The sequence below is a fragment of the Acinetobacter sp. 1424608 genome, assembly GCF_000588255.1.
In the GTDB taxonomy this organism is placed as follows: domain Bacteria; phylum Pseudomonadota; class Gammaproteobacteria; order Pseudomonadales; family Moraxellaceae; genus Acinetobacter; species Acinetobacter nosocomialis.
The window spans coordinates 139842-166365 of the sequence record NZ_JFXL01000005.1; the positions used below are offsets into that span (position 1 = coordinate 139842).

A 26524-nucleotide genomic window follows, 5' to 3' on the forward strand; every position below is an offset into this window, starting at 1 on the left:
GTTTGTATGGTGCCATGTATATTGTGAGTTGTAATAAAATCACCATACAAGGTTTTAACTATGAAAAGAGTCGATATAAAAAAATATCCTTTATCTGATACTACTCTTGCAAGTTTAGAGCCTGAAGAAAAAGAGTACCGTGTTAAAGATAGCAATAATCTATATTTCACTGTTCATAGTAAAGGAAACAAACGCTGGGAATTAAGATACAAAAGACCAAGTGATGGTAAGTGGACATGGTTGGGTTTAGGAGGATATCCGTCAGTCGGCGGAAAACTTGCAAGAAAAAATGCAGAAGAAATGAGAAAATTAATTTCAGAGGGGATAGATCCAAAAATTGATAGAGAAAAAAAAAAGCAAGCCGATTTATTAAGCAACTCATTCACATTTGAGCAATTAGCTATAGAGTTTTGTTTAACTAAAACATGGACAGAGGCGACGAGAGTTAGAAATGAAGGCGCATTAAAAAACCATATTTATCCAGTCATGGGAAAACTGGATTATAGAAAAATAACAAAAAAGGCATGGTTAGAGTTATTTCAAGCGATTCAAAAAAAATTACACCCTAAAACAAAAAAACCTATTGTTGAAATGGGTAAAAGGCTATGTACATTATGCAGAGAGATTTATGATTTTGCAGAAGTTACAGGTCGTATAGATTACAATCCAGTCACTGGTATTACAAAATTTTTGGACAAACATGAAAAGCAAAATATGCCACATGTTTCAGAAAAAGAGCTGCCAGAATTATTGAAAAAAATACGAGCATATCCAAATAGAATGACGGCTATTGGATTAGAATTGAGTATTATGTTAGGTACCCGCCCATCAGAAATGAGGCAAGCTGTATGGGAGGAATTTGATTTTCAGGAAAATCTATGGTCTATTCCTGCACATAGAATGAAAAAAAGGAAAGAGCATATTATCCCTTTACCACTACAAGCCTTATCACTTCTTAACGAGCTAAAAAGAATCACTAGTGATTCTTTATTCTTGTTTCCTAGCAGAAGTACCAAGAAACAACCCATTTCCAATAATACATTTAATAAAGCCTTAAAGTCATTAGGTTACCAAGGACGCCAGACTCCGCATGGGTTTCGGCATATTTTAAGCACTACTTTGAGAGAAAAAGGCTTTAGAAAAGAATATGTTGAGACTGCCTTAGCTCATGCTGTTGGTGGAGTTGAAGGCGTTTATAATAAAGCTCTTTATTTGAAACAAAGATCTAAAATGATGCAAATTTGGGCAGATTATTTGGATGCATTAATAAATGATCAGCATTTTAATTTTGATACTGAGCAATTTGATGTTATCGATAATTTAAATACTTTGACTTCTGACAAAGTTAAGGTATCTCAATTAAAATTATTTATTCTTGATATGTTGAAAGATGAAAATGATTTAGCATCTTAGAGCGACATGATCTATTTGTCTAAAATCTTATTGGCGCTATACCTACTCTAGTTTTACATTCTGAATTTTATGGTCTAAGATGATCTAAATTGTCTAAGCTCAAATTGAGCATTAGACAATTTAGACTTCATTAGATATTACAATCTACGTTCAAAGCCTTACCATGTATATATTTTAGTTGTTTTAGGCAATTTAGATGTTCTCAAGAGCTTTATTAGTCAATGAGATATATTCTCTTTTTCCGATTTCTTCTATATTGATATAGTCAGCTTCGATTAAGTATTTTAGGGCTGCATCTCTTAATTGAGCAGTTTTTACTTTCCTAACATTTTGATTAATGCTAGATTTTAAAATTACTTTATTTCCACGTTTATATTGCTCTTTAATCCACGAAAATAGTATTTCACTATCTGTTTTTTCACCCTTATTATAATATATTAGCCATTGATTTAGAGAATACTTACATATATCAATAGCATTTCTCATGATTTTGGCATCAATTATATTTTTAGATTCAAAAAAAGAAAGAATAGCCGCAACTCTTAAAACATATTGTTTTGTTCGTTTTGCATTTGCTTGAATAGAATAATATAAACCATCTTTTTGAGATTCAAAATTAATATAATTTTCATATTCAATATGAATATCGTCAGCTTCGTCATTTTTCATAATAACTTGTCTTTCAGCTGTATCAATAGCTAAATTTATTGGGTCAAGCAGTTCTCGACATAAGCTCCAATACATATTTATATCATTATCATCATAAGACTTTAATTTACGATTATCTTTTGTGATTTGCTTAAAAGGCAATGATTCAGGCGCAGCAAATAAAAATCTTGCAAAAAAACCTTGTTCTTTGCACATTTCATTTTCAAGAGATGGTCGTGCCACAACGTCTTGTACTGCTATATCTAGACAAAAACGTTTATTCATAACAAGAGTACTATCATCACCTCCTAAGTTTGTAGTTACTGTTCCTCGGTCAACTAAATCTGTTAATGTGCTTAAAGCATCTGATTTTGTATCACTTTGCAGAGAATAGCCGCCAAATAAATAACCTCCTTCGCCGGTGCTCCAAATAAAACTTGTAGAAGGACTAATACTCATATGCTTTAATACACCTTGCGTGGTTGCTCTTACAAAAATAGATTGAGGACTAATCGGACGTTCACCTTTATTTTTTTGATGCGCTATTTTCCATGCTGTTATTTCTTCATTATAACTTTGCATATTCGTATTATCGACTTCGATTGCAATTTTTGCAGCATCATCTTTGCATACATCTTTTCCTTCGCCTGACGCAAAAACTGTCAATACAGCTAGACTAGCTGGCTGTCCATTTTCTTTTTTATCACTTGGCGCATTAATAAATCTTTGTGCGATAAATGACATTTGAGCTAAATATGTTTGAGCCGCGACTGCAACAGGAACATGATGATAATAAGCAGATTTTTGAATCGCATTAGCAACTATTTTTGGAAACGCATAAATTGGATATTCTTCAATTTTTTCAATCAATTGATCTTTAGATAATTCAGATAAAAGAATATTACTCATTTTAATATTCCTCTCTTTCAGATTTTTTTAACTCAAGCCACTCCTGTAGCTCTTTAATATCAAAATATGCATGAGCTTGACGTTCTTTTGAAAATTTTATAGGTCGAGGAAATGATGGATCTTTCTGTTGTAACTTTGTCAGACCATCACGTGTAAGACTCAATAATTCGCAGACTTCTTTTTTTGTCTTTAGCATTTCAATTCTCATGTAAAAAGTAGATACATGCATTTTTATAAATAATCAAAAAAAGAGTAATGCTCTTAAACCTACAAAAAAAACAGGATTAGATGGTCTTGACATAGATTGTTATATATGATTTTGACTAGGTGGAGGAGTCATTGTTGAGTCCGTACCTAACGATTTCCATCGCAATAATATTATGATCTTGATCACGTATATATTTTTTCTCATATTCTGTAATTGTAAAATGAGGATTTCCTTTATCTATTAAATCCATTATTTTACGTTGATCTTTTTGACGATCATATATGATTGAAACTATTTCACAAATAATAGCACTGGAAAGAATGTGATTTTTAAGAGATTTAAACATGTTATATAAATTTCTAATGAATTTATTAATTTTTAAATCTCTTTCTCTATCAACTAATTCTTTATTATTTATATTTGATTGTTTGATATTATCAATATAAGCATTAAAAATATAATCAAAATCCGATAAGTTTTTTAGGTCTAAATTGTTTAAAATTAAATTTTCACAAATTTTTCTTTGTTTTTCATTTTGAACAATCATTGCTCTTAACGATAAATATAAATTTGCTGTCATTAATTCAATTTCATCTTTAAACCATGATTTAAAATCAAAAAAATCCTCTGTTTCATTGGTGAATTTAATGTAATTATCATATATTTTCTGGGTTTTATTATTTTTATAATTTTCCTCATTTTCAATATTGTAAATATCATAGTCTGTGGATTTATTAAATGCTGTTATTATAATTATAAGACCAAAGATTCCTAATTTTTTATTTCGAAAATATCTTAATAATTTATTGTTATTTAATAAGTTTTTAAGTGTTATTAAATTATCATTATTTTCTAGTAGTTTTATAGAATAGTAAAAATCGAAAGCAGCAAATAATATTTCTTCATTTTTAAAATAATTCTTAAAGAAAAAATCATCCACTTGGTTTGATAATTCTAACTCATACTCTTCAGCACTTTTACATTGTTCAAAATCGACTTGATCTAATTTAAATAATTTTGAAATTTCTTCACTATTCATATTAAGCCTCTTAATTAATATTGCTTCAAGGTGGATTTAAAATTAACTATAAAAATTAAAATATTGAAAATTTTGATGATTTAAACAACAAAAAAAGTAGTTACTGAGATAAAGAATGGAATGGCAGTACTCGCCATAAATCTTATTGTTTTTACATTGAAATTAACTGATTGTTTTTGTGAGTATTTTTTATATTTCAATATGAAATATAGACTTGATATAAAACAAGCGATTAGAAAACTCATCATTATAGCCATTCGGTAATAGTCAATGGATAGGTCTGTTCCTACTGTAAATTTTTGAAATTGGTAATAGTTACTTCCTGTCAGAAATGTACAACATAGCAAACCCAAACCTATTGAACGATATTCTGTATTTTTATCCTGATCTCTGTATAAAACCTTGGTAATCATCATGCTTAAAGTAAGAAAAAGTGGGATCAAAATAACTATAAAACTGACAAGTAAATTTCTAAATAACCAAGATTTAATATCTGGATCATTTCTAAATTGATAGATATTCAAAAATGGGAAAAAGGCCACTGGAAAGAAATACACATAGGACAGCTTGAAAGAATCCATATTTTTAATCATGAGTGATCACGGTTCCTGCTATATAGTCTAATTTCACTGCTTACTCTCTGGAAATAAAGTCACATTTTGAAGTGTATTATTTAATTAAAACCAGTATAAAACTTCTCAATCAACTGGCGTGTCTTGACCAGCAAATTGCTAAACACGTTCTCCCGCTCAAACAGCTTAACCTTATAGTTTGGTAAGTCCTTCAACTCTTCTTTACGTGGTAGGCGTTTGGTGAACTCATAATGCTCCAGAACCTGCTTCAACGCTTCTGGTTTCAGGTTTTCTTCTTTACAAAGATGCTGATAGGCCTGTTCTTTTTCAGCATCCCAAAATGCAGCAAAAGCCGTTTGAACGCTCTGTCCATTGATCATTTTAGGCATGTTTTCTTCAATGAATTTTTGAATCAGGTCTTGCTTATCATGCAAACTAATATCGCTACTGATTAAATCGTAAATTTGCGCTTGGTACTTCTTACGCTTGTCCTCTGAGTCTGTATCGATTACGAGCTGTAGTAGATTGATAATATAGCCAACATTAATGCGGTCACTGTGCAGTAAATCCAGTTGAAAATCGACATCATCCAGCACCGATACTTTTTCTTTCTGGGTGGTCTTTCTAACAGCACGGCATAGGTCAGCATACTTAGAGGCGAAATTCGCAAAGTGCTGTTTATCCAGTTGTGTTTGGTCTTGATCGTACTCAATAAAAGTTTGTAATTGCGCGTTGTAGCGCATCACTTCACGGAAAGCTTTAATAAATTCCAGTTGCTGTTCTTCAGTAACAAGATCGTCGACTGATTGGTAATTGGGCGTTAAGGCAAACAGTTTGCTCACCGCTGCTTGATAATCCTGTTCGATTTCCGCATAGCTTGGAACAAAGACGATCTTGGTCGTTTCTTTATTGGAAAATAGTGCCAGCGCTTCATCCGTTGCACGTTTCAGGTTACGGAAACAGATGATATTGCCAAATGGTTTTTTATCGTTATAGACACGGTTGGTACGAGAGAATGCTTGAATCAAGCCATGATATTTTAGATTTTTATCGACATACAAGGTATTTAGCGGCTTAGAGTCAAAGCCCGTGAGGAACATATTGACCACGATTAGAATATCAATCTGTCTGTTTTTTACGCGCTGTGCAATGTCGCGGTAGTACGCATAAAATTGATCACCAGAATTGTAGTTGGTTTTAAACTGTCGGTTGTAATTGGCAATGTAACGATCCAGCTTATCCCGACTGGATGAGTTGACCTGACTTGGAATATCTGCGGCTTCTTCGTGAATCAAGCCAGTTAAATCATCAGTCGGTACAGCCTCATTTGCCGCATAGGAAAAGATGGTTGCAATGGTCAAAGGCTTAAATATCCGACCTTGTGCTTCATCTTCAATTTGCTTTTCAGCCTGCACCTTTTCAAAGAGGTCGTAATATTGGGTCAGTGTTTCGACCGAACTGACACAGAACATTGCGGTAAATTCACGATTACGGGTTTTGGTATCGTGAATATTGACAATGTAACGGGCAATCATTTCAAGGCGTTGCGGGTTGTCATACAGTTCTTTGGTATCGATGCCTTCCACATCTTCCTCATAACTTTCATTGGTCGCCATGCCTTTGGCGGTGTATTTGCCCCGATAATCAATTTGGAACTGCAATACGTTACGGTCGCGGATAGCATCGACAATCACGTATTTATGCAAACATTCATTAAACAGGTAATCTGTTGTCAGTTTTAAACCTGCTTTGCTTTGGCTATTCTTTTCAAAAATAGGCGTACCGGTAAAACCAAACATTTGTGCATTGCTGAAGAATTTTTTGATGTTCTGATGGGTCTCACCAAATTGACTGCGATGACATTCATCAAAAATAAAGACCACTTTTTTATTTTTAAGATAATCAATCGATTCTAAATAACGTTCGGTGCTGATGGCCCGATTGAGCTTTTGTATGGTGGTCACAATCAGTTTGTCATGACGTTGATCGAGCTGTTTTACCAAGGTCGATGTGTTATCGGTGCTGTCGACGCTGTCGGCTTTAAAAGCATTAAATTCGCGTGAGGTTTGCGTATCGAGGTCGTTACGATCGACCACAAACAGTACTTTTTCCACATCAGGCATTTGCATGATGATCTGACTGGCTTTAAATGAGGTCAAGGTTTTGCCTGAACCTGTAGTGTGCCAGATATAGCCGTTCTGATCGGAGTTTTGCACATGCTCCACAATTTTCTGTACTGCATAAATCTGATAGGGACGCAGCACCATCAGGCTTTTGGTGGTTTCTAGCAGCACCATGTACTGAGTCAGCATTTGGGTCAGATGCTGCTGATTGAAAAAAGCGTCGGCAAAGTCGACAATTTCATTGATGTGTTTGTTGCTGACATCGGCCCATGGAAAGGCAAACTCGATGCCTGTGGTGCCGTTGGAGTAATAACGGGTATTGGCACCGTTACTAATCACAAACAACTGGATAAAGCCAAACAGCCCTTGCCCTGCCCAATAGGCTTCACGAATATAGCGTTGGGTTTGATTAAAAGCTTCGGCAATTTCCATGCCGCGTTTTTTCAGCTCGATCTGTACCAAAGGCAAACCATTGACCAGTAAGGTCACATCAAAACGGCTGGGACGGCCATTATAGTCGCGGTGATCGATTGTGATTTGATTGGTGACCTGATAAATATTTTTGCTAGGATCATCAGACAGGAAAAAAAGGTGTTTACTGGTTCCATCATCAAATTTGACTGGAAACAGATCACGCAGATTCTTGGCCCGTTCAAATACCGTGCCCGTGTTTAAAAAACTGATGACCTGTTTCCATTCCGTTTCTGACAGGGGCGCTAGTCCATTGGCACGTTCAATCTGGGTTTTCAGGTTAGACAGTAGTTGGCTTTCGTCCTTGAGCGTGACTGAGGCATAACCTAATTGTTGTAGCTGGCTAATCAGTTCATTTTCAAGTTGATATTCACTTTGTACTGTCATTTCACCCTCTAATCTTTTAAATTATTCACGTCAATCTTGATTATCTATAATAAAAATTTAAGCAACTTCGATACCTTGCGCATCAAGATAATTATCTAATTCTTCTGAATAAGCATCATAATCTTGTTCGAATAAGGCTCTGCTATAACTCAAGCTATTAGGTAATGCATACTGATCATCAAGAAAATCATTAAATACAGGATAATCCTCGTAAACGTAACTTTGTGTATAAGAGAGATCAATTTGAATTAGTAGAAGAAGTAATATATAAGATAGTCGATCTGTTGTTTGTGAAATGATCTGCGCTAGTTCAAGACTAATCGAGTAACTTTTAGGGAGGATTTTTCCATGAGATATTTCACCAACATTATTTCTCATCTCACCTATAAAATTTATCCATTGATTGAGAGCCGAAAAAAAGTTTAACAGATCAGTTTTCGGCATAATATTTTCAATAATAGAATGTTCTAAGAGCAAATCTCTCGCCTTACCAAACAGCTGATTGAGTTTGTATTTATTTATCTCTTTATGAGTAATATTTTCAGATAATTTATAAATTATATTTTTCGCTATTGCCTCAATAAATGATTTAGTACATTCAATCAACGTATCTCCACACTGATTAGATTGTTGATCAATCTGCTTTAGCAATCGGTCAAGATCTTGTAACCATTTATGTTCAGATAAATGTAATGATATAAGTTCTCTAGATTTTTTCATAATAAAACCTACACAAACATCTGCTGCAACAAACCTTTTTTCCACTGTTTCGCTTGTTCAATTTGCTGCGACATAACCTCAATTTTTTGGTCGATGCTTGATAAGAAGTTAGCGATTTTGGTTTGTTCTGCTAAACATGGAAAACAAAAACTAAAATCATTAATTTTTGTTAAAGTGATACGCTTAAGTGCTTGTCCAGCAATTGCACTTGAAATTTCTTTTTGACCTAGATCAGATACAAGTAAATGATATAAAAAATAATTATTATATTCTGGCTTTAACCTCAAGAAAGCAACACTTGAAAGTAAACTGAACTCTTCATGTAATGTATTTACACAACATTGACCAATCGTTCCATCCTTAGTTAAAAGAACATCACCATATTTAACATCACAAGATGAATAAATTTTCAAATGCTCTTCTTTGGTCACATACTCTAAATTTGAAAAATCTAAATAACCGTCTTTTACATTTTTTGAGGTCAAATATTTATATTCACCCACCTCGAAAGTTTTAGGTGAAAAATGTGTTCCATCTTTAATTTTGATAGAAATTTCAGATAGTTTTTTCTCCTCCCACTCCCCAAAATCACTCCCATCATCCGCCTTAAAACGAATCTGCTGGCTAAACAACTTCTGCATCATGCCTTGTTTATATTGGCTGAGTAGCTCATGTTTTTGCGTGAGTTGGCTAATCTTTTCATCGACTGCGGAAAGAAAAGAAGCGATTTTGGTTTGTTCGACTAAGCTCGGCAATTTGATTTCCATTTTTGAAATCATATCCATACGAACTGAGTCAACAGAATTTTTTGCTGAAAGCCGCTTTACTCGATCAAAAAAATAATTTGAGAAATAAATATATAAATATTTACCAAGCAGTTGATTCGAGAAATCATATAAACAATAGACTCTTTGATGAAAATCAAACTTTCCATTGATGTAATGATAGTTTTTTCCAACACCTACACCATCACCAGAGGTTAGAATAGCTTCACAGTCTTTACTATAAGTATTAATTCGCTCAACAGTTTGAGAGCGAACAAAGAAAGGATATTTTCCACCATCAATTTTATTCTGGGTATCTTTGTTTCCAGTAGTGATTTTGCATTCATCACCAATAAAAGAAGTAACCCACGAAGTGAACTCAGCCCCTTCAGCATTTTTAAATCTTAACTTCGGTGCAGCCATTACTTCACCTCCGCAAACGGTGAAACAATACCTAGCTCTTTGCAAAAATCTGCAATGATGGCATCGGTCTTTTGACTGTCTTGTTCCAAAGCTTGAAGCTGTTTTGCAATCGCATCTAAATCAATCTCGGCTTCTGCTTCAAAGGTATCTACATAACGTGGAATGTTCAGGTTAAAGTCGTTGTCCTTCACTTCCTGCAAAGTCGCGACATGCGCGTATTTATCAATATTCTGACGGTTTTCAAATGCCCCAATAATATTATCCAAATGCTCAGGCAATAACTTGTTTTGATTCTTCTGCTTCTCAAACTCATTGCTGGCATCAATAAACAAAATATTGTCTTTATGCTCACGGTTTTTCTTCAGCACCAAAATACAGGTCGGAATTGAAGTGCCATAGAAAATATTGGCGGGGAAACCAATAATGGCATCCACCACGTTCATCTGTTCAATCAAATACTGACGAATCACGCCCTCACTCGAACCACGGAACAATACGCCATGCGGTAACACCACCGCCATGGTGCCATTGTCATCCAGTTGATACAGCATGTGCTGCACAAAAGCCATATCGGCTTTAGAACTTGGCGCCAGTTTGCCATACGCGGCAAAGCGTTCATCTTGTAAAAATAACGGATCGGCAGACCATTTTGCAGAAAATGGCGGATTCGCCACCACCGCATCAAACTTTTTATCTAAATGCTGCGGACGGGTTAAAGTATTTTCCTGCTTGATGTCGAACTTGGCAAAATGCACGTCATGCAAAATCATGTTCATGCGTGCCAAGTTGTAAGTGGTGCGGTTCATTTCCTGACCGTAAATCATATCGACATCTTTTACTTCACGTTTTACCCGTAGCAATAACGAACCTGAACCACAAGTCGGGTCATACACTGAACGTAAACGCTCTTTGCCTTGGGTGACAATCTTCGCCAGTAAAGTCGATACCGTTTGCGGTGTATAGAACTCACCAGCTTTCTTGCCCGCACCTGATGCAAACTCACCAATCAGGTACTCGTAAGCATCGCCCAGTACATCGGCTTCGGTATTACTAATATCAAAATCAATGTCATCTAAATGACTCAGGACTTTCGCCACCAGTGCATTACGGTCACTGGCATTATTGCCGAGCTTGGTCGAGTTTAGATCTAAATCTTCAAACAGGTTGGCAAAGTCATCGGCAGAGTCGGTGCCTAACGTGCTTTGTTCAATCGATTTTAAGGTCGCAGTTAAATCATCCAAAATGAATTCGCCCTGACGACCACGCTCGGCTAAGGTATGGAATAGCTGTTTTGGTGTGAGCGCATAACCGACTTCGGCAATGGCATTCTTTTTGATTTCTTCGATATACGGTACATGCTCAGCATTATTTTCATCTAATTCTAAAAAGCTGACCTCCTCACCATCGAGCAATTCATTGGCAAAGTTCACCGATTTTTCTGATAAATATTTAAAGAAAATAAAACCCAGAATGTAATCACGGAATTCATCGGCGCCCATGGTGCCACGCAAAGTATTGGCAATATTCCAAAGTTGTTTTTGTAATTGTTGCAGTTGTACGTGGGTCATTGTTATAGAAGTCCGGTGAAAAGAATAAAACATGACTAGTGTACCGAAAATTAAAATTTTTTCAGCAAAATTGGAAATAGAAAGACAAGATTTGTCGCACTAAATGCATATCAATAATATTGATATATAAGGTTTTATTTGGATTTTAAAAGATTAACAGGTTCAAGTATCATAATTTAAATTAAGGCACATATCAAAATTACAGATGTTTAGAAAAATATTTATAAGCAAAATAAATAACAAGGCGGTTTGTTAAAGTTGGTCATATTCAGCATCAATATACGCATTAATTAATGTCCAATCTTCAGTTTTTGAAATTTCACGTGGAAGCTCTGCTTCAAAGGATTCATAAAAATATCTACGCATACAATACTCAGTATAAGAATCCGCATAGGTTTCATAACGCGCGATGATTGTTAAGTCCATCACAGGCATTTGTGCTTGATCCCATCGTTGTCTTTTCCGACTGAAAAAGAATAGTTTCCCGAAGGTATATAAACGTCCCGCCTGCTGTCGATTGCCTCTGAATACTGCATAAACTTTAAAATAATTCTGCCATGCAAGAAGATCATTGAGCGCTTTGGTCTGATCTTTCTGTGAAATCACTCGATTGAGAATTTGGGTTAATTCTTTTTTTTGTTTCTCTACTTCAGTTTTCTTAAATCGCCACGTCCATGAGAAATTTTTATTATTTTTACGGTAAAACTTAGTTTGATGTTCAGCATATTTTTTATGGCTTAACCGTACTAATTCAGCCTCATATTTTCCAAAATCCAAGCTTAAATAGGGTTTATTCAATATGAAATTAAACTGTTCATTGTCTTTATAGTAATGACGGATAAAAGTTAATTCTTGCCCGACTGTAATTTTGTCCCAGATAACAGGTTCAAGTTCAGCAATTTTATCTTTTGATGTATATGCTGAACTAGTTGTTGAAGTCACTTTGCCTATGGTTTCTTTGCTGTGACGATGGCTATTAGGGGTTTTGATCAACAAGATAAATAACCACTCATCTTTATAAAGAATGTCTTGAACTATGAGATCAGCGACAGGTAATCCTTGTTTTAGTCGATATGTTCTTTGCCGACTGGTTAAATTTAAGGAATAGCGTTCAGTTAATTTATGAATAATCTTTTCAATATCAATTTTACCTAACTCAGTTTGTACTATAAATTTGCAATAAAAATATGATCCTCTTGTGACCTTATCTTGAATTTTTTGTGCGGTGTATTTTGTGTGGGGGCTGTAATCAATCATTTTATGTCATCCAACTATGCACTTTTCATGTCAATCAACAATCCGCTTCAATCCAAATTTCTTCATCCATTTTTGAATTGTTCATCAACAATAATTTTCTCTACATTTCCCATTTTGCTGAGCGCGTCAGCAATCAGCATTGATCAAATTGCGCTAGCACTGTCACCTCACGTTGTAAGGTGACAATAAAGTAGTTCCTAATGAGCATTACGAAACTTAATCAGCAAATCTTATACTTGTTTAAATATTATATCAATATTATTGATATAATAAATTGACTCTGATAATATGACTGCATATCAATCGAATTGTGGATTGACCATCCATTCCAACTTTCTTTTTTGAAGTTGTTTGAATGGCTGACCACCATTCAAAAACTTTGATACATATTGCCCTGAGTATAAGACTAACCATCTTCATACTGCCGATGTAGCGGACTGCTGGGGAAACCTCGCTCGGTACGTTGCAACGGGGGCTAGAGGATTGCAATATCCTTTTTCTATCCGTTCATTCACTTTTTAAGAGTTCCAAGCAAATAAAAAGTGGTTGGGCGACAAGGAAACGGGAGCCTATAAGCGATTTATCGTGAAATGGTCATTTGGTTAGTAATAGCCAAGTTAGGTGTGAAATTATGAAAATAGTGGAACATTGAAACCCTGTTCAAAGTGATACAGTCAGGAGCAGCATAGGATGTGCGATAGTCTCCGTTAATAGCTGAATGTGTATGCTTGATCGAACAAGTTTTTTACTTGGAAAAGTATGCTCATTTCCAATCACGATGGCTGCTGAGAGTGCCGTAAGGTACTAGGGCTTTGAGGCTAACGCTGGAAAAGCTGGCACCATTTTGCGCAAGCTGAATGGGTCGTTGGATAGCTTAAACGTGTAACGGCATTAATCGATAGATGCTGATTGGAGTGTAAGAGTTTTACCCTTTACAAAGTTATGTATACATCATATCCCGATATTTTTTAAGGAACTACGGTCGGGGGAAACAGGAAGCATGTATACAGGCGAGAGGATAAACGGTCTGCACATTAAGACACTTTGAAATAACTTGGGAAGCACTGAATAAAAAGGCTTAAATTGGTTAAAAGTCTGCTGTATTTTTTTCAGTGTGGGAGCGATGGTGAGTAGCGCATATAAAGCAAGTATTTACTTGCGGAAATTGTGATACCAATCTTCATAGTAAGATTTGTATTAAATGAGATAGCTAGCTTAAAGCGAATCCTAAAACATTTCGATTTTTTTCAGTCGGGATGCTCATTGCGAAAACTTGAGTCGGCACATGCGTGAGCATGTTGGACAATATGTAGAAAAGAAAGGTTAATGGAACACTGGTCGTGTTTCTCAGTCGGGGATTGGTCTCTCTGACTAGGCCGAGATTGGTACAGTGTAAGTATTCTGAAGTTTGGTCACTGATGAAAATATATTTATACGGGTTTGCCTGAGACTTAAATCAGGATAATGCTACACCAGCATGAAAAAATCGTGGCTTGTTCTTCCAGATTAGACAAGCATAAAACTATTGCCTAGCAGTAGAAATATGAAATGGAATATGGCCTAAGTCGGCATGAAAAAATTGAACCGCCAGTACAGGCGTAATCATCTGCTCAACAAAGAGTGTTAACAAATGCATTAGGCTCGATCCCTTAGGGACGAGCCTTGTCTTTGAAAGAAGCTAATAATTTAAATTCGCTGTTCTTTGTGGTAATGATATTTTAATCGAAGAAGCTATATCAGCTTGTTAAGTTATTCATAAAATTATTTTTAGTTTGTTAGTAGTATGTTGTAAAATAGGCTAATCGCTTAATTAAAACCTAAATGTGAATAAATCATAAAAAAGGAAAATAAATGTCTAGATGTACAGCTCCTGTTCGAGGCCATAGTTCTGCTGCAGCTGCTGCGGCTTGCCCAGCATGTCGTAACAGATATGGTTCTCGTTCTCGTAGTTATTCTTACTCATCATCATATAGTTCTGGTAGTTCTTATAATGGGTCTAGTAGGACCTATAGTGATTCTAGTAGAGCTGGGGGCAGTGGGAGTTCAAAAAGTGTTTCAAAACCTCGCTGGGCTAAAACAGGCTCCTCTCTTGTATATACGACAAATGAAGTAGCATCCCTAACACCTGTCAGAGAGGTAATCGAGAAAAAAGCTTCTGAGCAGCCTGACCTTCGTGATGTGTTTTTATGCCATGCATGGGATGATCGTAAGGAATCTGCTAAACAACTACACGATTTTCTAGAGGCTGCTGGTGTAAAAGTTTGGTTTAGTGAAAAAGACCTTGGTTTGGGTGTTCCAATGATGAGAGCAATTGATAAAGGTTTGGCTAATTCTAAAGTTGGACTCGTTTTGGTAACACCAGCTTTGTTGTCGCGCTTACCTAAAGAAGGTGTAGCAGATAAAGAGCTTTCAACTCTTCTAGCTGGTAACCGTTTGATTCCAATTGTACATAATACAACGTACGAGGCACTTAGAGATGTCAGTCCAATGTTAGCTTCAAGAAGTGGTCTTGATACATCTGAAGATACGTTGGAGATAGTTGCGGAAAAAATAGCTGAGTTAGTTGCGATTTAAATAAAATGCTTTTGTATGGTGTTTTGTATGGTGTTTGGTTGAATAAAATTTATTTTAAATTATATCAACTGCTTATGTATTTGGTTTAATTGACGCCATCCCACCAAAATTCGTAAAAAGCCCTGGAACGTAAGTTTCGGGGTTTTTTTATTAATAAGTTTTTTATTGAATACTAAGCTACGTGATTGAATTATTTATTTTTATTATTATTATAAACAATTGATTGCTATAATAATTTTGCAGATGACTTTATTGATGCAACGTTGAACCTTGATATGGAGAGCTTATACCAACCATTTTTAGCTGAATTACCAGAATCTGCTCGTATCCTTGATGTGGAGTGTGGATCTGGTCGTGACACATTGGCTTTTAAAACATAAAGGCTATCACATTGATGCAATCGACTATTCAGAAGAACTGGTAAAAAGAGCAACCTCTCTTACAGGCGCTTAAATTAAGTTACAGAGCTTTTGTGAGGTCTGTGAGTATGGAGTTTATGATGGAGTCTGGGCATGTGCATCTTTATTGCATTGTGAACGTAGTGGTTTAGCTGAGGTCGTAGGAAATTTGATAAATGCCTTGAAACTAAATGGCGTGCTGTATATGTCATTTAAATATGGCGACAGTGATCGAGAAAAGGATGGTCGGAAGTTCACAGATTTAAATGGAACTCAGGCAAAGGCATTACTTGAGCATTTTGATGTTGTTCAACAGATCCAGCATTGGATTACGGCAGATCAGCGACCTGAACGTCAAGAAAAATGGCTCAATCTACTTTGGAAAAAATATGCCTGATTTTATTCCTACAGCACCAGAACAGCTAAAATTTCTCAAAAATATTCAGCTGATTTTGCAGTCGGGTAGTTTTAGTAGTACGTATAAGTTTGCATTACTGATTAGTCTCAGCCGATTGGCTATTGAAAAGGGTGAAGACTCAGGTGAGGGCCTATCACTTGAATATGCCGAGATTGCAGAAAAGTTTATTGAACTGTATTGGAAGCAGGCTGTCCCATATACCTTTAATGATGAAGGAATACTGATTTTGAATCAGAACAATGGCAAGCAAGCCGCTATTGTGAATCTAATCATTGAACTTCGGCAGAGCTACTCATCTCTTGGACTTTTACGACGAGATTCATTCGTATGGTTGAAGCTAGTTAAGGATGTAGCAAGAACAGTAAAAGAAATGCCTGTTCGTTACTTGCAAAATATCAATGGTCAAAATTTTGAGTTCTTATATCAGCTCGATCGGTGTGGAAAGCAATTGATCCTTTTGCCTCAAGTCATGTTCTGCTTAAGACAATTCAGTGAGATTATTGAAGAGCTTTGTCAAAAACGTTGGATTGACTATATCCGTAAAAACAACAGTAATGCACCAGTTTTGAATCAGCTACCTAATCTCGAACAATTCATGTTTGAGCCGAGCCGAAACCAGTTAAATGCTGTGGCAAATGTCTTGGTTGAGTTGCAAGACTGCAAATGTTTCTACTGCAATAAGCCGATGCGAAAAGGCAATTATGAAGTCGACCATTTTATCCCTTGGTCAATGTACCCGTCGGATACAGGACATAATTTTGTGTTGTCAGATTCAAATTGTAATTCTAAGAAAAGTAATTTGCTTGCATCAGATGAGTTTTTGTATAAGTGGTATGATCGTAATGAAGAGCAAGACTTGATCATTGTAGAACGAATAGCAGTGTTGGGTTTCCTAACAGATAAAGAGCGCTCGCATAAGGTGGCGGAGTGGGCTTATGCACAGGGTAGAGAAAGTAATTATGTCATTTGGCATGGTTAGATGATCGATCAAAGCTAAATGATCCTTTAACCAAAATGTAAAGGCATCTCGCCAAGCATTTGCTTGCGGTGTTGCCAATCGGGCATATGTTCATCTAAAAGACTAATAAATCGGTCACCATGATTTGCTTCAAGCAAATGTATAAGTTCATGAACAATAATATATTCAACGCTCGCTTTGGGCTTTTTAGCAAGCTCTGTATTTAAACGAATATTTTTGTCTTTGGGATTGCAGCTACCCCATTTGGTTTTCATGGTACTTACAAGCAATTTGTTCGGTTGAACCTGAAGCTTTTCAGCCCACTGTAAAATCAGAGGTTCAGCAAATTTACGTAATTCCTTTCGATACCACCGATTTACGTATTTTTGACGTTGCTCTAAGGTGTAATCTTCTGGGCAGAGAAAGACCATATTAAATGAGTCATATTTGATAGATGGGCGTTCGGCTCTTGCGACGCTAAGCAGGTAACGTTGCCCCCAAATATAAATACTTTCTCTTTCGACATATAGACGTTTGCTTTCTCGGGATTGTTCCTTAAACTTTTTTTGTTCTTTTTTAATCCAAGAAAGTTTAGAGATTGCATAGAGTTTTAACGATTCTTCAGACACATATGAAGGAGCCGTCATTTTGACAGCACCTTCAGGTGGATAAACACTTAAATGAATGTTTTCAATATCTTTAAGTGTTAGGTCAATCGTAATATCACCAATGCGGATAATCATCTAAACTCGTCGTGTCCTGTGAAGATATCCATGAGTTTATCTAATAAATTTTCATCTTGGATTTGTTTCTTAATCATATTCCGTAATTTTGAGGTTTTAAGTGGATGTGTTTGCCAACCTGCAGGTTTATTGTTTAGCACAAATTCATGTAGTTCGAGAGCTTGTTCTTCATGATTAAATAAATTGAAGAGAGCCTTTTTACCCGTGGTATCGATTCTAGCACTGGTTTTAACTACTGTACCTGAATGTACTTGCTTGGCGAGTTGTTCAATTTTCTTTAAGTATTCCGCATAACGGTCTGCACTGTCCTTACGGATTTTAATCACTTCTTCTAACAATCCTGACATTTTGGCATGGAAAGCAGGGTCAGCGAGATGGTCTTTAATTAAGGTACTACGGATGTTATTTTCAATCGTTTCTGCGACTGAGTTTCGATCCTTCATATTATTTAACTTTTTGGTGATTGTTTCTGCAATACCTGTTTCCACAATCAATTGAATCAGGGTCTTATCTTCAAATGAGCTGCCTTTTATCGAATTCTTAGCATCGATATAATTATCAATCAGATAACGCATATCTGCTTCAAAGGTTTTGAGGTCGAGATATTCACCTGCACGTAAACGAACCTTTTCTCTTAAATCTAAATAAAAGGCTTCTCTGGCTTTAATCTCTTTAATTTCTTCAGCAGTATAACCAATTTCTGCCAATTCATCTTTGGCATTGGCAAAGGCACGGAAGAAGGTTGCAACAGACTTATACAAGGTAATACGTCTTTGATATGTGGCTTTAAGATCATCAGGGTTTTCTGAATTGCCACAGAAGAACTTTAAGCGATCTTCTTCACAGTTATTGGGTTGCACCATTTGCATCAGTAAATTGAGTTGCTCCATCGCATTGTCTAAATGCTCTTTCGCCATAATTTTACGATTTTTAATCTCAATTTGTGCTTCTTCAGATGCTGAAGTGTCTAATTCAGAGTTATAAACGGCAATGGCTTTTGCCATTTTCTGAAATAGGTTTTTATAGTCAATAATTAAACCGTATTCTTTGTCGGCAGTATCTAAGCGGTTAGTACGACAAATGGCTTGGAAAAGTCCATGATCTTGCATCGATTTATCTAAGTACAAGACTGAACAAGAGGGTGCATCAAAACCTGTCAAAAGCTTATCGACAACAATCAGCAATTTCATTTCTGTTGGATGATCGACAAATTTTTTCTTTGCGTTATCGGTATAGGTTTCTGCTTTGGTTTTTTGTGGTTCAGATTTTACATTTTGCAAAATTTTTTCATAAGTTGCATAAATGTATTGGTCTTCCGTTTCGGTATGGCTATCAACAATAGATTTACTGACTTTAGCAGGACTAGGTTCATAAGAGGTAATTAGCGCACAACGCTTTCGTAGAATCGGGGAGTTACTATCTTGAATTAAATTGTAGTACTTACATGCTTCATAAATGCTTGATGCGACTAAGATAGCGGTACCACGTTCTTTAAGTCTCGGAATTCTTCTCATAAAGTCATTATTGATATCGAGCATGATTTTACGCATGCGTTGCTCAGAACTATTCAGTTTCTGGCGTGTACCCCATTCTTTTTTCAGCTCGACTTGTTGCCATTCGTTTAAATTACGGTTGCGCACGGTTTCTTTAAACCAATCATCAATGGCATCTTGATCTGAGATGTATTGATCGACATCACGTGCTTCGTATGCCAAGTCTAGAATAACACCATCTTCTACCGCTTCTTTAAATAAGTAAGTGTGAATATAACCACCAAATACTTCTAAACTGTTTTTCGCATCTTTTTTCAGAAGCGGTGTTCCTGTAAAACCAATCATCACGGCTTGTGGAATGATAGCTTTCATATAGCGGTGTAAATCACCACTTTGGGTACGGTGACATTCATCAATAAAGACGATCACCTCACCAAATACTTTAGATTTTTGTTTGGCAAGATCAGCAATGAAGGCATCGATATCTTCAACATCACGTTGTCCGAACTTATGGATGAGGGTACAGAGTAAACGTTCCTCAGGATTTTGTAACGCACTCATTAAGTTTGCGCCACTGCTTGCACGCGTGACTTTGCGACCTGATTGCGTAAATACTTTTTCAATTTGTTTATCGAGTTCGTCGCGGTCAGTAATGACGACAACACGGGCATGGGGCTTATTTTGTAAAATCCATTTAGCAAGCATCACCATCAAGATACTTTTACCTGCACCTTGAGTATGCCAAATAATCCCACCTTGTTTTTTATTGACGTATTGTTGTGCCGCTTTAAGACCAAAAAACTGATGTGAGCGAGGCAGTTTTTTGACGCCAGCATCGAAAATAATGCAGTCGTAGATGATTTCTAATAGGCGGTCTTTGTTACATAAGCGACGTAAATATTTAAACAGAATATTATCTTCTTCGACGTCTGTGTCTTCTTTCCAATTTAAATAAAATTTAGATGGGGTGAGGGTCGTCCCGTATTGCAAGCCTTGTGAAGTGTTCCCTGCAATTAAAAGTTGTGTGGTATTAAAGAACCAAGGGTTAAACTCAGCTTGTTGATTGGAGACCAGTTGAGCAATACCTTCACCGAGTGACACACTGCCACGTTTTAACTCTATCACACCAATGGCAATACCATTAATGTATAATACGAGGTCAGGACGACGTTCTGCTTCAACGCCTTTAAGCGTGACTTCTTCAGCCACATAAAAGCGGTTATTGGCTCGGTTTTTCCAGTCGATGAGAAAAATGGTTTTCTCATTTTCTTCCGCACTCATTTTAACGCCGATGCCCATACGCAAATTGCCATAGAAGGCTTTATTGACCTCATATAAGCCATCATATTTATTCGATAGGACTTTATTTAACTCGTCATAAACCTTGCTGATTTCATGATCTGAATGACCTTGTGATTTTAAGAATTCAGTTAAATACTCAGGTTCAATATTGCTATTGTTTTCACGGTATTGCCAGTTACCTAAATAGGTAAAGCCAAGGGGTTGTAATACAGCAATGACTTGTTGTTGAGTATGTGCTTCATTGTTTACGGTATAGTCCATATTGATTGTTTCTAAAGTCATGTTGTGTATTACTCCCCCTAAATTTTTATAAATGCTCTAGGCCAAACGAATTTCGCCAGTGAGTAGTTTTTGCATCATGCCAATTTTGATGGCTTTCGCTTTCTCTAATTTTTTATTTAAAATTGTAATCTCCTGAATATGATTAAATAAAATTTTAGAGATAGACTCCTGCTCACCTTTAGGTGGGATAGGTAGAAGAATATTTTTAAAAGTACTCTTTGATAAGCTATAGACTTTAAGACCTGATGCTAAACGTTTATATTGTTTAAGAATTAAGGGATTAGAACTAATAAAGCTACGGAAACCTAGTGCAAAATTTTCTTTACTATCTCTAGCTAAGAAAGTATGTAGTCCGCTAACAACTTTAATATTTGGTTGATTTAATACTTCTACACTTTTTCCTATTCCTTCTAAGTCTTCGGAAGCGTCTGCAATAATTAAATCACCTTGTTGAATTGCAACATAATTCATTACTTGGCTAGCTGAAACGTATCCTGAGATAAAACTATTAGTATCAATAAAATAGTCTAATTTAGTGTGAATATCACCATAATGAATACATGCGGAAGTATTCTCTTCTGTAGTTAGTTGATCTCGAGAAAATGATGCCGTAGAGAGGAAACTAAAAACATCTGTAAAATATTTTAAATCCCAATCCTCAGGAATTTTTCCTAACTCAGAGTCTTTATAGCCTTTTGCCGTACCATCTTCATTAAAAGCAAATTCTTTTAAACGCTGTTTACCTGTTAAAAGATTTGCCATAAGGCCTTCTTTGATCATTTTTTTCTTTTCGATGAGCTTTTCTAATGCAGAAATATAGTTGTCTGCATCAGTTAAGGCTTGAGCGATTTTTTGTTGTTCGTCAAATGGTGGTAAGGGCAGCAAGAGTTCATCCATGAATCCCTTAGTAATATGAAGCATAGTTCCGCCATTACTAGCAGTTTTCTTCAAGTTTTCCGAAATATTGTTAAGTAGATGATAAATGTAATCTTTATCATTACGAGATGAAATACCAAGTTTCCAAATATGGTAGTGGAAGATAGCTTTTTCTCCACTCCAAATATAAGGTCCAAAAGTAGCAGACCACATATATAGTAAATCACCACTATAACAATAATTTTTTTCAGGTAAATTTAAGTTGGAATAGTAATAGTTCTCACTAGAGCCTGTTAGGTTTTGCAATCGTATAACGGGAATTCCACTAGATTCCCATTCATGCAGAGCATACGCTCTACCATTGATTAAGTTGATAGAGTTTTTTAAGGGTTCAATATCCCAATTTTTTGGATAAGTTTGAGATTTCATACTTCAAACCCCATTGCAACTAAATGAGCTTTAACTTGCTTTTCTAACGCTTCAACACTTTGCGTCAGTTGCCCTAAAGTAAACTCATAACGCTCCGCCAACTCACGTACACGTACAGTTAAACGCTGTGCCACACGCTCAACATCAGCATTAATTTGCTTGGCTAAATCGGCTAGCCATTTATCATCAGTCACCAATTCCTTAATTTCTGACTCGGTTAAATTGAAATAGTAATTAAAAGTATCAGTATCCAGTTTGGTTTCTAAATCTTTGACCAAAGTCTTTTGAGCTTTAATATTGTTGGTTAAATCCATCCAACGATAAAGCACTGCCAAATTATCAAAGTTATCTAGTGAATTTTGACCTTGATTATTTTTGATTAACTCAGAAATCCCAGCTTCAAAAATCTCATATTTATTTTTCATGAGCTTTTGTGCATTTTTCAACTGCGTAAAGGCAAGGGCATAACGCTCAATAATTGACTTTTCTTCACTCGACTGTTTTTCAGCAAAAGCAGCCATCTTTTTGGCTGTGGTATTTTTGGCTTTTAGCATTAGGGCAATAATCGTATTTTCTTTTTCTAAACAGTCCAAAATACCTTGCGCATTATCCAGTTGTTGCTGAGCAGCACTATAAATTGAAAAATCAGCCGCATATGCCTTTGGAGCGGCATCTAAAACTTCAGATTGCCAAAGTTCTTTCACGTCTTTTTCTTTAATGCCTTGCTCAAGAATATCATCATCACCTGAATGATTTTCTTCATGTTCAGTCAGTTCTTGTGTGAGTTCATCTAACTTGGCTTGCTCACGTGCCAATTCATCACGACGATCAGCAAAGTAACGATTAATCACCACTTCTTTGGGCACTAAATCGGCTTTCCAACCTTTATCTTTTTTCTGACCTTTTACCGTTTCAATAATACGCTCAGCATTCACCTTCCAATCATCGGCAGCAATGATATAAGCATCATCCTGCATAATGCCTTCCCAGTAATCCATTAAGATTTGATAGATACTGTAATGATCGACAAGATCTTGACCCTTATAGTGAGCAAGTAAAGATTCTGACAGTTCGGTAATTAATTCTTTAGGTTCAAATTCATTGGCTTTGAGTGATTTAAGTTTGACTTCCGCTTGATCTGCCCAGACTTGGAAATGCGCTTGCATTTTTTCTTTAAATGCAACGAATTCAGCATCCTGGTTAATAAAGCTTTTGACTTCATGAGTTGCACAGTTAAGCGCAGCATAACCCTCACGTAGTGGGCTAAACAGCTTGTTTTTAAGCTGAGGACAAACCTTCCAATAGTCTGCTAAATCTTCAATATCTGCATTTGGAATACCGCCTTGTAAATGCGCTTCAATATCTTGGATATCTTCAGCTTCGCTATTGTCGATATAACGTGGCAAATTCAGGTTATAGCCATTTTTAATGATTTCATCTAAACCGACCATACGCGCATAACGCTCGTCATGCTGTTCAGGATGTTTAAAGGCATCAATGATTTTATGCAAATCACGCTCACGTAAACGGTTTTTTGCACCATCTTTAATAAAGCCTTGGCTCGCGTCAACCATTAAAATGCCTTTACGGGCTGCGGCATGTTCACGATCAATCACGATAATACAAGCAGGGATACCCGTACCGTAGAACAAGTTGGCAGGTAAACCAATAATGGCTTTAATAAAACCATAATCTACTAGTTTTTGGCGAATATCGGCTTCCGCATTACCGCGGAATAAAACACCGTGAGGGAGAATACAGGCAGCTTTTCCTGTCGATTTTAGTGATTTAATGATGTGGAGCAGGTAAGCGTAGTCCCCTTGTTTTGATGGAGGAATACCAAAATCTTCAAAGCGACCATAGATATCGGCATCTGCCGTAGAAATATCTAAGCCCATCGACCATTTTTTATCTGAAAATGGCGGGTTAGCCACAATGAAGTCAAAACGTTGGAGTTCCCCATCGACAAGAAATTTAGGCGTTGCAAGTGTATTCCCTTGGCGGATTTCTGCTGTGGGTGAACCATGTAAGAACATGTTCATTTGTGCCAATATGCTTGTCGAAGCATCTTTTTCTTGACCGTATAACGAAATATCATCACGGTTAGATTTAGCAGCGACACGAAGAAGGAGGGAACCTGAACCACAGGTTGGATCGTAAACAGTAGTATCGCCACGTGCTTCAAACTCATCAATGCCAACAATTGAGGCAACAATACGGCTAACTTCTGTTGGTGTATAGAATTGACCTTTACTCTTACCACTTTCAGAGGCGAAGTGCCCCATGAGATACTCAAACGCATCACCAAGTAAATCATCACTATTGGCAAGATGATTGGAGAAATCCAATTCTGGACGTTGGAAAATTGCAATAAGGTCAGTTAAGCGGTCTACTTTTTCTTGACCATCCCCAAGTTTGGTCGAGTCATTAAAGTCAGGCATTGCCTTAACATTTAGTGCACAAGCTTCGGCAAGTGGGGCCACGATTTGCTTGTTAATGAGGTCACCAATTTCAGCATTACCTTTAAGCTCAATCATGGCACTGAAAGTTGCTGATTCTGGAATCTCGATAAAATCTAATTGTTCTTTTTTATCACTAACATATTTAATAAAAAGTAAAACTAAAATGTAGTCTTTATATTGGCTTTAATCCATGCCTCCACGAAGGTTGTCACAGCTTTCCCAAAGTGAAGAATAGAGTTCTGATTTTTAATAGCCATAGTAACTGCAATATAAAAGTTGAAATGGAAGTTGAACTGAATATTATCAAAAAAGGAATGAAAAGATTTTTTTAAATAGAGCGAGTCATAGAAAAATAAGTTTTTTTTTGAAAAGTACGCCAACATATGTCGCACTGAGATGATTTACTAGAGATATATCTCGTCTACAGAATATTGTGGCAAGTAATCTTGGTATTTTATACCTAAATTTTTGGAAATTACTGAATAGTATGTGGAGGACATACTCTGAAATTTGGGGAAAATTTCAAAAGATGATTACTCTGCTGGGGAGCGGTTTAAGAAAAGGGTAATCATCGATTCTTAAAAAATTTATAAGACTTGGTTAGATCAAATGAACAACTTAATAACGAGATTTTTAAGTAATTTGGGGCAGTGGCATGAAACAGCACTCACAACGACTAAAGCCATTATTGCTATAGGTGTACTATGCTTAGTCGCATATTTAGTGACGATTAGCTATATCCCGTCGGAAATTAGCTTCGGTGATACGCTCATTTTTCTACTGATTTTTGTAGCGTGTTCTATTATTTATGCGGGGCTAAGCACGATTTTGTTTTTCTTTGGTATTTCTTTAGTTCCAGTGACATATATCATCTTTAGTGTGGTTGATAAGTATTTACCACCCCATATCAGAATTGGACAAAAACTGCCATTTCCAAAGATTAGCATTACCACATTGGCTGCATACCTTTATCTGTTATATGTTATTCATAGTTTGTTTTTACTGCATTGGAAAATCAATCTTTACATAGGTATTACCGTATTTTTTATTGCCTTTACTTATTATCCTTTTTATATCAACCGACAGAAGATTAAAGAATTTCGTATAAAGTTTGAGAATTTACAAGATATTATTGATGACGCAGATGCAAGTGACCATCTTAAAACATTTGCAATAAAGAAATTCAAGAGATTAGAAACGCATATTAATGATAGCTTACAAGTCGCTATTATTTTGATCTTGATACCACTTGTCCCCATGTTTTTTATTGAAGAGGTTGGTAATACGTTTCTAAATTATGCCATGCAAAAAACTGGTGTGAGAGTAGAAAAAGCGACTTTATACATCAAAGAACCTTATGCAGATTTAATTGAATTGCCAAAAACGACTACTAAAGAACTGAGTCAATATAAAACCTTTATTTTTAAAGATGTTAAAGTGTTATTTCAAGGCATTGGTAAAAGTACTTTAATTTCTTATAAAGTGAAAGATATTGAAAAGCAGTTAGTAATACCTAACGACTATATTACTGTAGAACGAACTCAGAAAGCTGATAAATAAGCCTATATCTTTGTCATGATTAGTTCGCTTTCCTCAAGGCCCCCGTGCCACAACAGAACTTTAATTTTTTGCGCTGATTTAAAGTAACCCACCATTGCGACACAGAGATAAAGGAGCTAAGCCAAATGCTTAGCCCATGTCATTTTTATCGCACCGCCGCATCACACTAAAAAAAGTAGGGGCAAAGTCCTGTGGGAGAGCAGGACTTTGCAAACTGACATGTTCTAGGCGTTGCATGAGCTGTGGTGAATACACTTGTTCGAGCCGTTGGTAAATACAGTCGCAACTGGCTTGGGTATGCCCACCAGACAGGCAAATTTTTTCAAACTCCTGCTGCGTGCGAAGATCACAACCCGAAACGCTGTAATCGCCAACAACAAGGCCTAAAACCAAAATAGTTTTATAAAATTTCATATTATTCTCGTGATGATTTGGGGATATCTCAATGAGAAAAAATAAACCGCTATATTTTAAGTTTTAAAATCATTTTTAAAGGCAATAGTTAACCCGCCTATAAAAGCAATAAA

Annotated in this window: 18 protein-coding genes and 1 pseudogene; 5 read left to right on the forward strand and 14 right to left on the reverse strand. The window is 36.1% G+C overall.

What is annotated here, in order from left to right:
* Positions 1 to 60: 60 nt before the first annotated feature.
* Entirely contained in the window at positions 61 to 1413 is a 1353-nt protein-coding gene (locus tag J678_RS11425; protein WP_032027312.1) for a tyrosine-type recombinase/integrase, read from the forward strand.
* 192 nt (positions 1414 to 1605) lie between these two features.
* Here J678_RS11425 and J678_RS11430 read toward each other — a convergent pair whose 3' ends face one another.
* The 9 genes from J678_RS11430 to J678_RS11465 all read right to left on the reverse strand — a co-directional run bounded on the left by J678_RS11430 (position 1606) and on the right by J678_RS11465 (position 12502).
* A complete protein-coding gene (locus J678_RS11430) occupies positions 1606 to 2970 on the reverse strand; it encodes a DUF3987 domain-containing protein (protein WP_002047760.1) in 1365 nt (454 codons plus the stop codon).
* 1 nt (position 2971) lies between these two features.
* Entirely contained in the window at positions 2972 to 3166 is a 195-nt protein-coding gene (locus J678_RS11435) for a helix-turn-helix transcriptional regulator (protein WP_002047799.1), read from the reverse strand.
* Between the two features lie 127 nt (positions 3167 to 3293).
* Positions 3294 to 4217 carry a hypothetical protein gene (locus tag J678_RS11440; RefSeq protein WP_017393304.1) on the reverse strand — a complete coding sequence of 308 codons (924 nt, stop codon included), beginning with the start codon at positions 4215 to 4217 and terminating at the stop codon, positions 3294 to 3296.
* A gap of 80 nt (positions 4218 to 4297) precedes the next feature.
* Positions 4298 to 4810: a hypothetical protein gene (locus J678_RS0104130; RefSeq protein ID WP_017393305.1), complete on the reverse strand. Its 513-nt coding sequence runs from the start codon at positions 4808 to 4810 to the stop codon at positions 4298 to 4300.
* Between the two features lie 80 nt (positions 4811 to 4890).
* Complete coding sequence (locus J678_RS11445; RefSeq protein WP_032027313.1) at positions 4891 to 7770, reverse strand: type I restriction endonuclease subunit R; 2880 nt, start codon at positions 7768 to 7770, stop codon at positions 4891 to 4893.
* A gap of 57 nt (positions 7771 to 7827) precedes the next feature.
* Positions 7828 to 8490, reverse strand: a complete 663-nt coding sequence (locus J678_RS11450; RefSeq protein WP_017393307.1) for a hypothetical protein — start codon at positions 8488 to 8490, stop codon at positions 7828 to 7830.
* Positions 8491 to 8498: 8 nt separating this feature from the next.
* Positions 8499 to 9677 carry a restriction endonuclease subunit S gene (locus J678_RS11455; RefSeq protein ID WP_017393308.1) on the reverse strand — a complete coding sequence of 393 codons (1179 nt, stop codon included), beginning with the start codon at positions 9675 to 9677 and terminating at the stop codon, positions 8499 to 8501.
* Positions 9677 to 11245, reverse strand: a complete 1569-nt coding sequence (locus J678_RS11460) for a type I restriction-modification system subunit M (protein ID WP_032027315.1) — start codon at positions 11243 to 11245, stop codon at positions 9677 to 9679. The genes J678_RS11455 and J678_RS11460 overlap by 1 nt, the downstream gene beginning before the upstream one ends.
* A 252-nt stretch (positions 11246 to 11497) precedes the next feature.
* Entirely contained in the window at positions 11498 to 12502 is a 1005-nt protein-coding gene (locus J678_RS11465; protein ID WP_017393310.1) for a hypothetical protein, read from the reverse strand.
* Between the two features lie 1851 nt (positions 12503 to 14353).
* Between J678_RS11465 and J678_RS11470 the strand changes: the two genes are divergently transcribed.
* From J678_RS11470 to J678_RS11475, 3 genes and pseudogenes are all read left to right on the forward strand, one after another.
* Complete coding sequence (locus J678_RS11470; RefSeq protein WP_017393312.1) at positions 14354 to 15076, forward strand: toll/interleukin-1 receptor domain-containing protein; 723 nt, start codon at positions 14354 to 14356, stop codon at positions 15074 to 15076.
* A 275-nt stretch (positions 15077 to 15351) separates the two neighbouring features.
* A pseudogene (locus J678_RS0104135) lies at positions 15352 to 15871 on the forward strand (class I SAM-dependent methyltransferase).
* Positions 15864 to 16871: an HNH endonuclease domain-containing protein gene (locus tag J678_RS11475; RefSeq protein ID WP_017393313.1), complete on the forward strand. Its 1008-nt coding sequence runs from the start codon at positions 15864 to 15866 to the stop codon at positions 16869 to 16871. Before J678_RS0104135 ends, J678_RS11475 begins: the two are co-directional and overlap by 8 nt.
* A 26-nt stretch (positions 16872 to 16897) precedes the next feature.
* Here the strand turns inward: J678_RS11475 and J678_RS11480 are convergent, their stop codons facing one another.
* The 4 genes from J678_RS11480 to J678_RS11490 are packed head-to-tail and all read right to left on the reverse strand — an operon-like array spanning position 16898 to position 24512.
* Positions 16898 to 17593 (reverse strand): M48 family metallopeptidase, encoded by a 696-nt coding sequence (locus J678_RS11480; protein WP_004743507.1) that lies wholly within the window; start codon positions 17591 to 17593, stop codon positions 16898 to 16900.
* Positions 17590 to 20670, reverse strand: a complete 3081-nt coding sequence (locus J678_RS11485; RefSeq protein WP_017393314.1) for a type I restriction endonuclease subunit R — start codon at positions 20668 to 20670, stop codon at positions 17590 to 17592. The genes J678_RS11480 and J678_RS11485 overlap by 4 nt, the downstream gene beginning before the upstream one ends.
* Positions 20671 to 20706: 36 nt before the next feature.
* Positions 20707 to 21975, reverse strand: a complete 1269-nt coding sequence (locus J678_RS0104140) for a restriction endonuclease subunit S (RefSeq protein ID WP_017393315.1) — start codon at positions 21973 to 21975, stop codon at positions 20707 to 20709.
* The gene (locus J678_RS11490; RefSeq protein ID WP_228132396.1) at positions 21972 to 24512 is read right to left on the reverse strand and encodes an N-6 DNA methylase; all 2541 of its coding nucleotides are present in this window, start codon (positions 24510 to 24512) and stop codon (positions 21972 to 21974) included. Before J678_RS11490 ends, J678_RS0104140 begins: the two co-directional genes overlap by 4 nt.
* 534 nt (positions 24513 to 25046) lie before the next feature.
* On the opposite strand from J678_RS11490, the gene J678_RS11495 reads away from it, so the two are divergent.
* The gene (locus tag J678_RS11495; protein ID WP_017393317.1) at positions 25047 to 25997 is read left to right on the forward strand and encodes a hypothetical protein; all 951 of its coding nucleotides are present in this window, start codon (positions 25047 to 25049) and stop codon (positions 25995 to 25997) included.
* Positions 25998 to 26126: 129 nt separating this feature from the next.
* Here the strand turns inward: J678_RS11495 and J678_RS11500 are convergent, their stop codons facing one another.
* A complete protein-coding gene (locus J678_RS11500) occupies positions 26127 to 26411 on the reverse strand; it encodes a hypothetical protein (RefSeq protein WP_000675273.1) in 285 nt (94 codons plus the stop codon).
* Between the last annotated feature and the right edge of the window lie 113 nt (positions 26412 to 26524).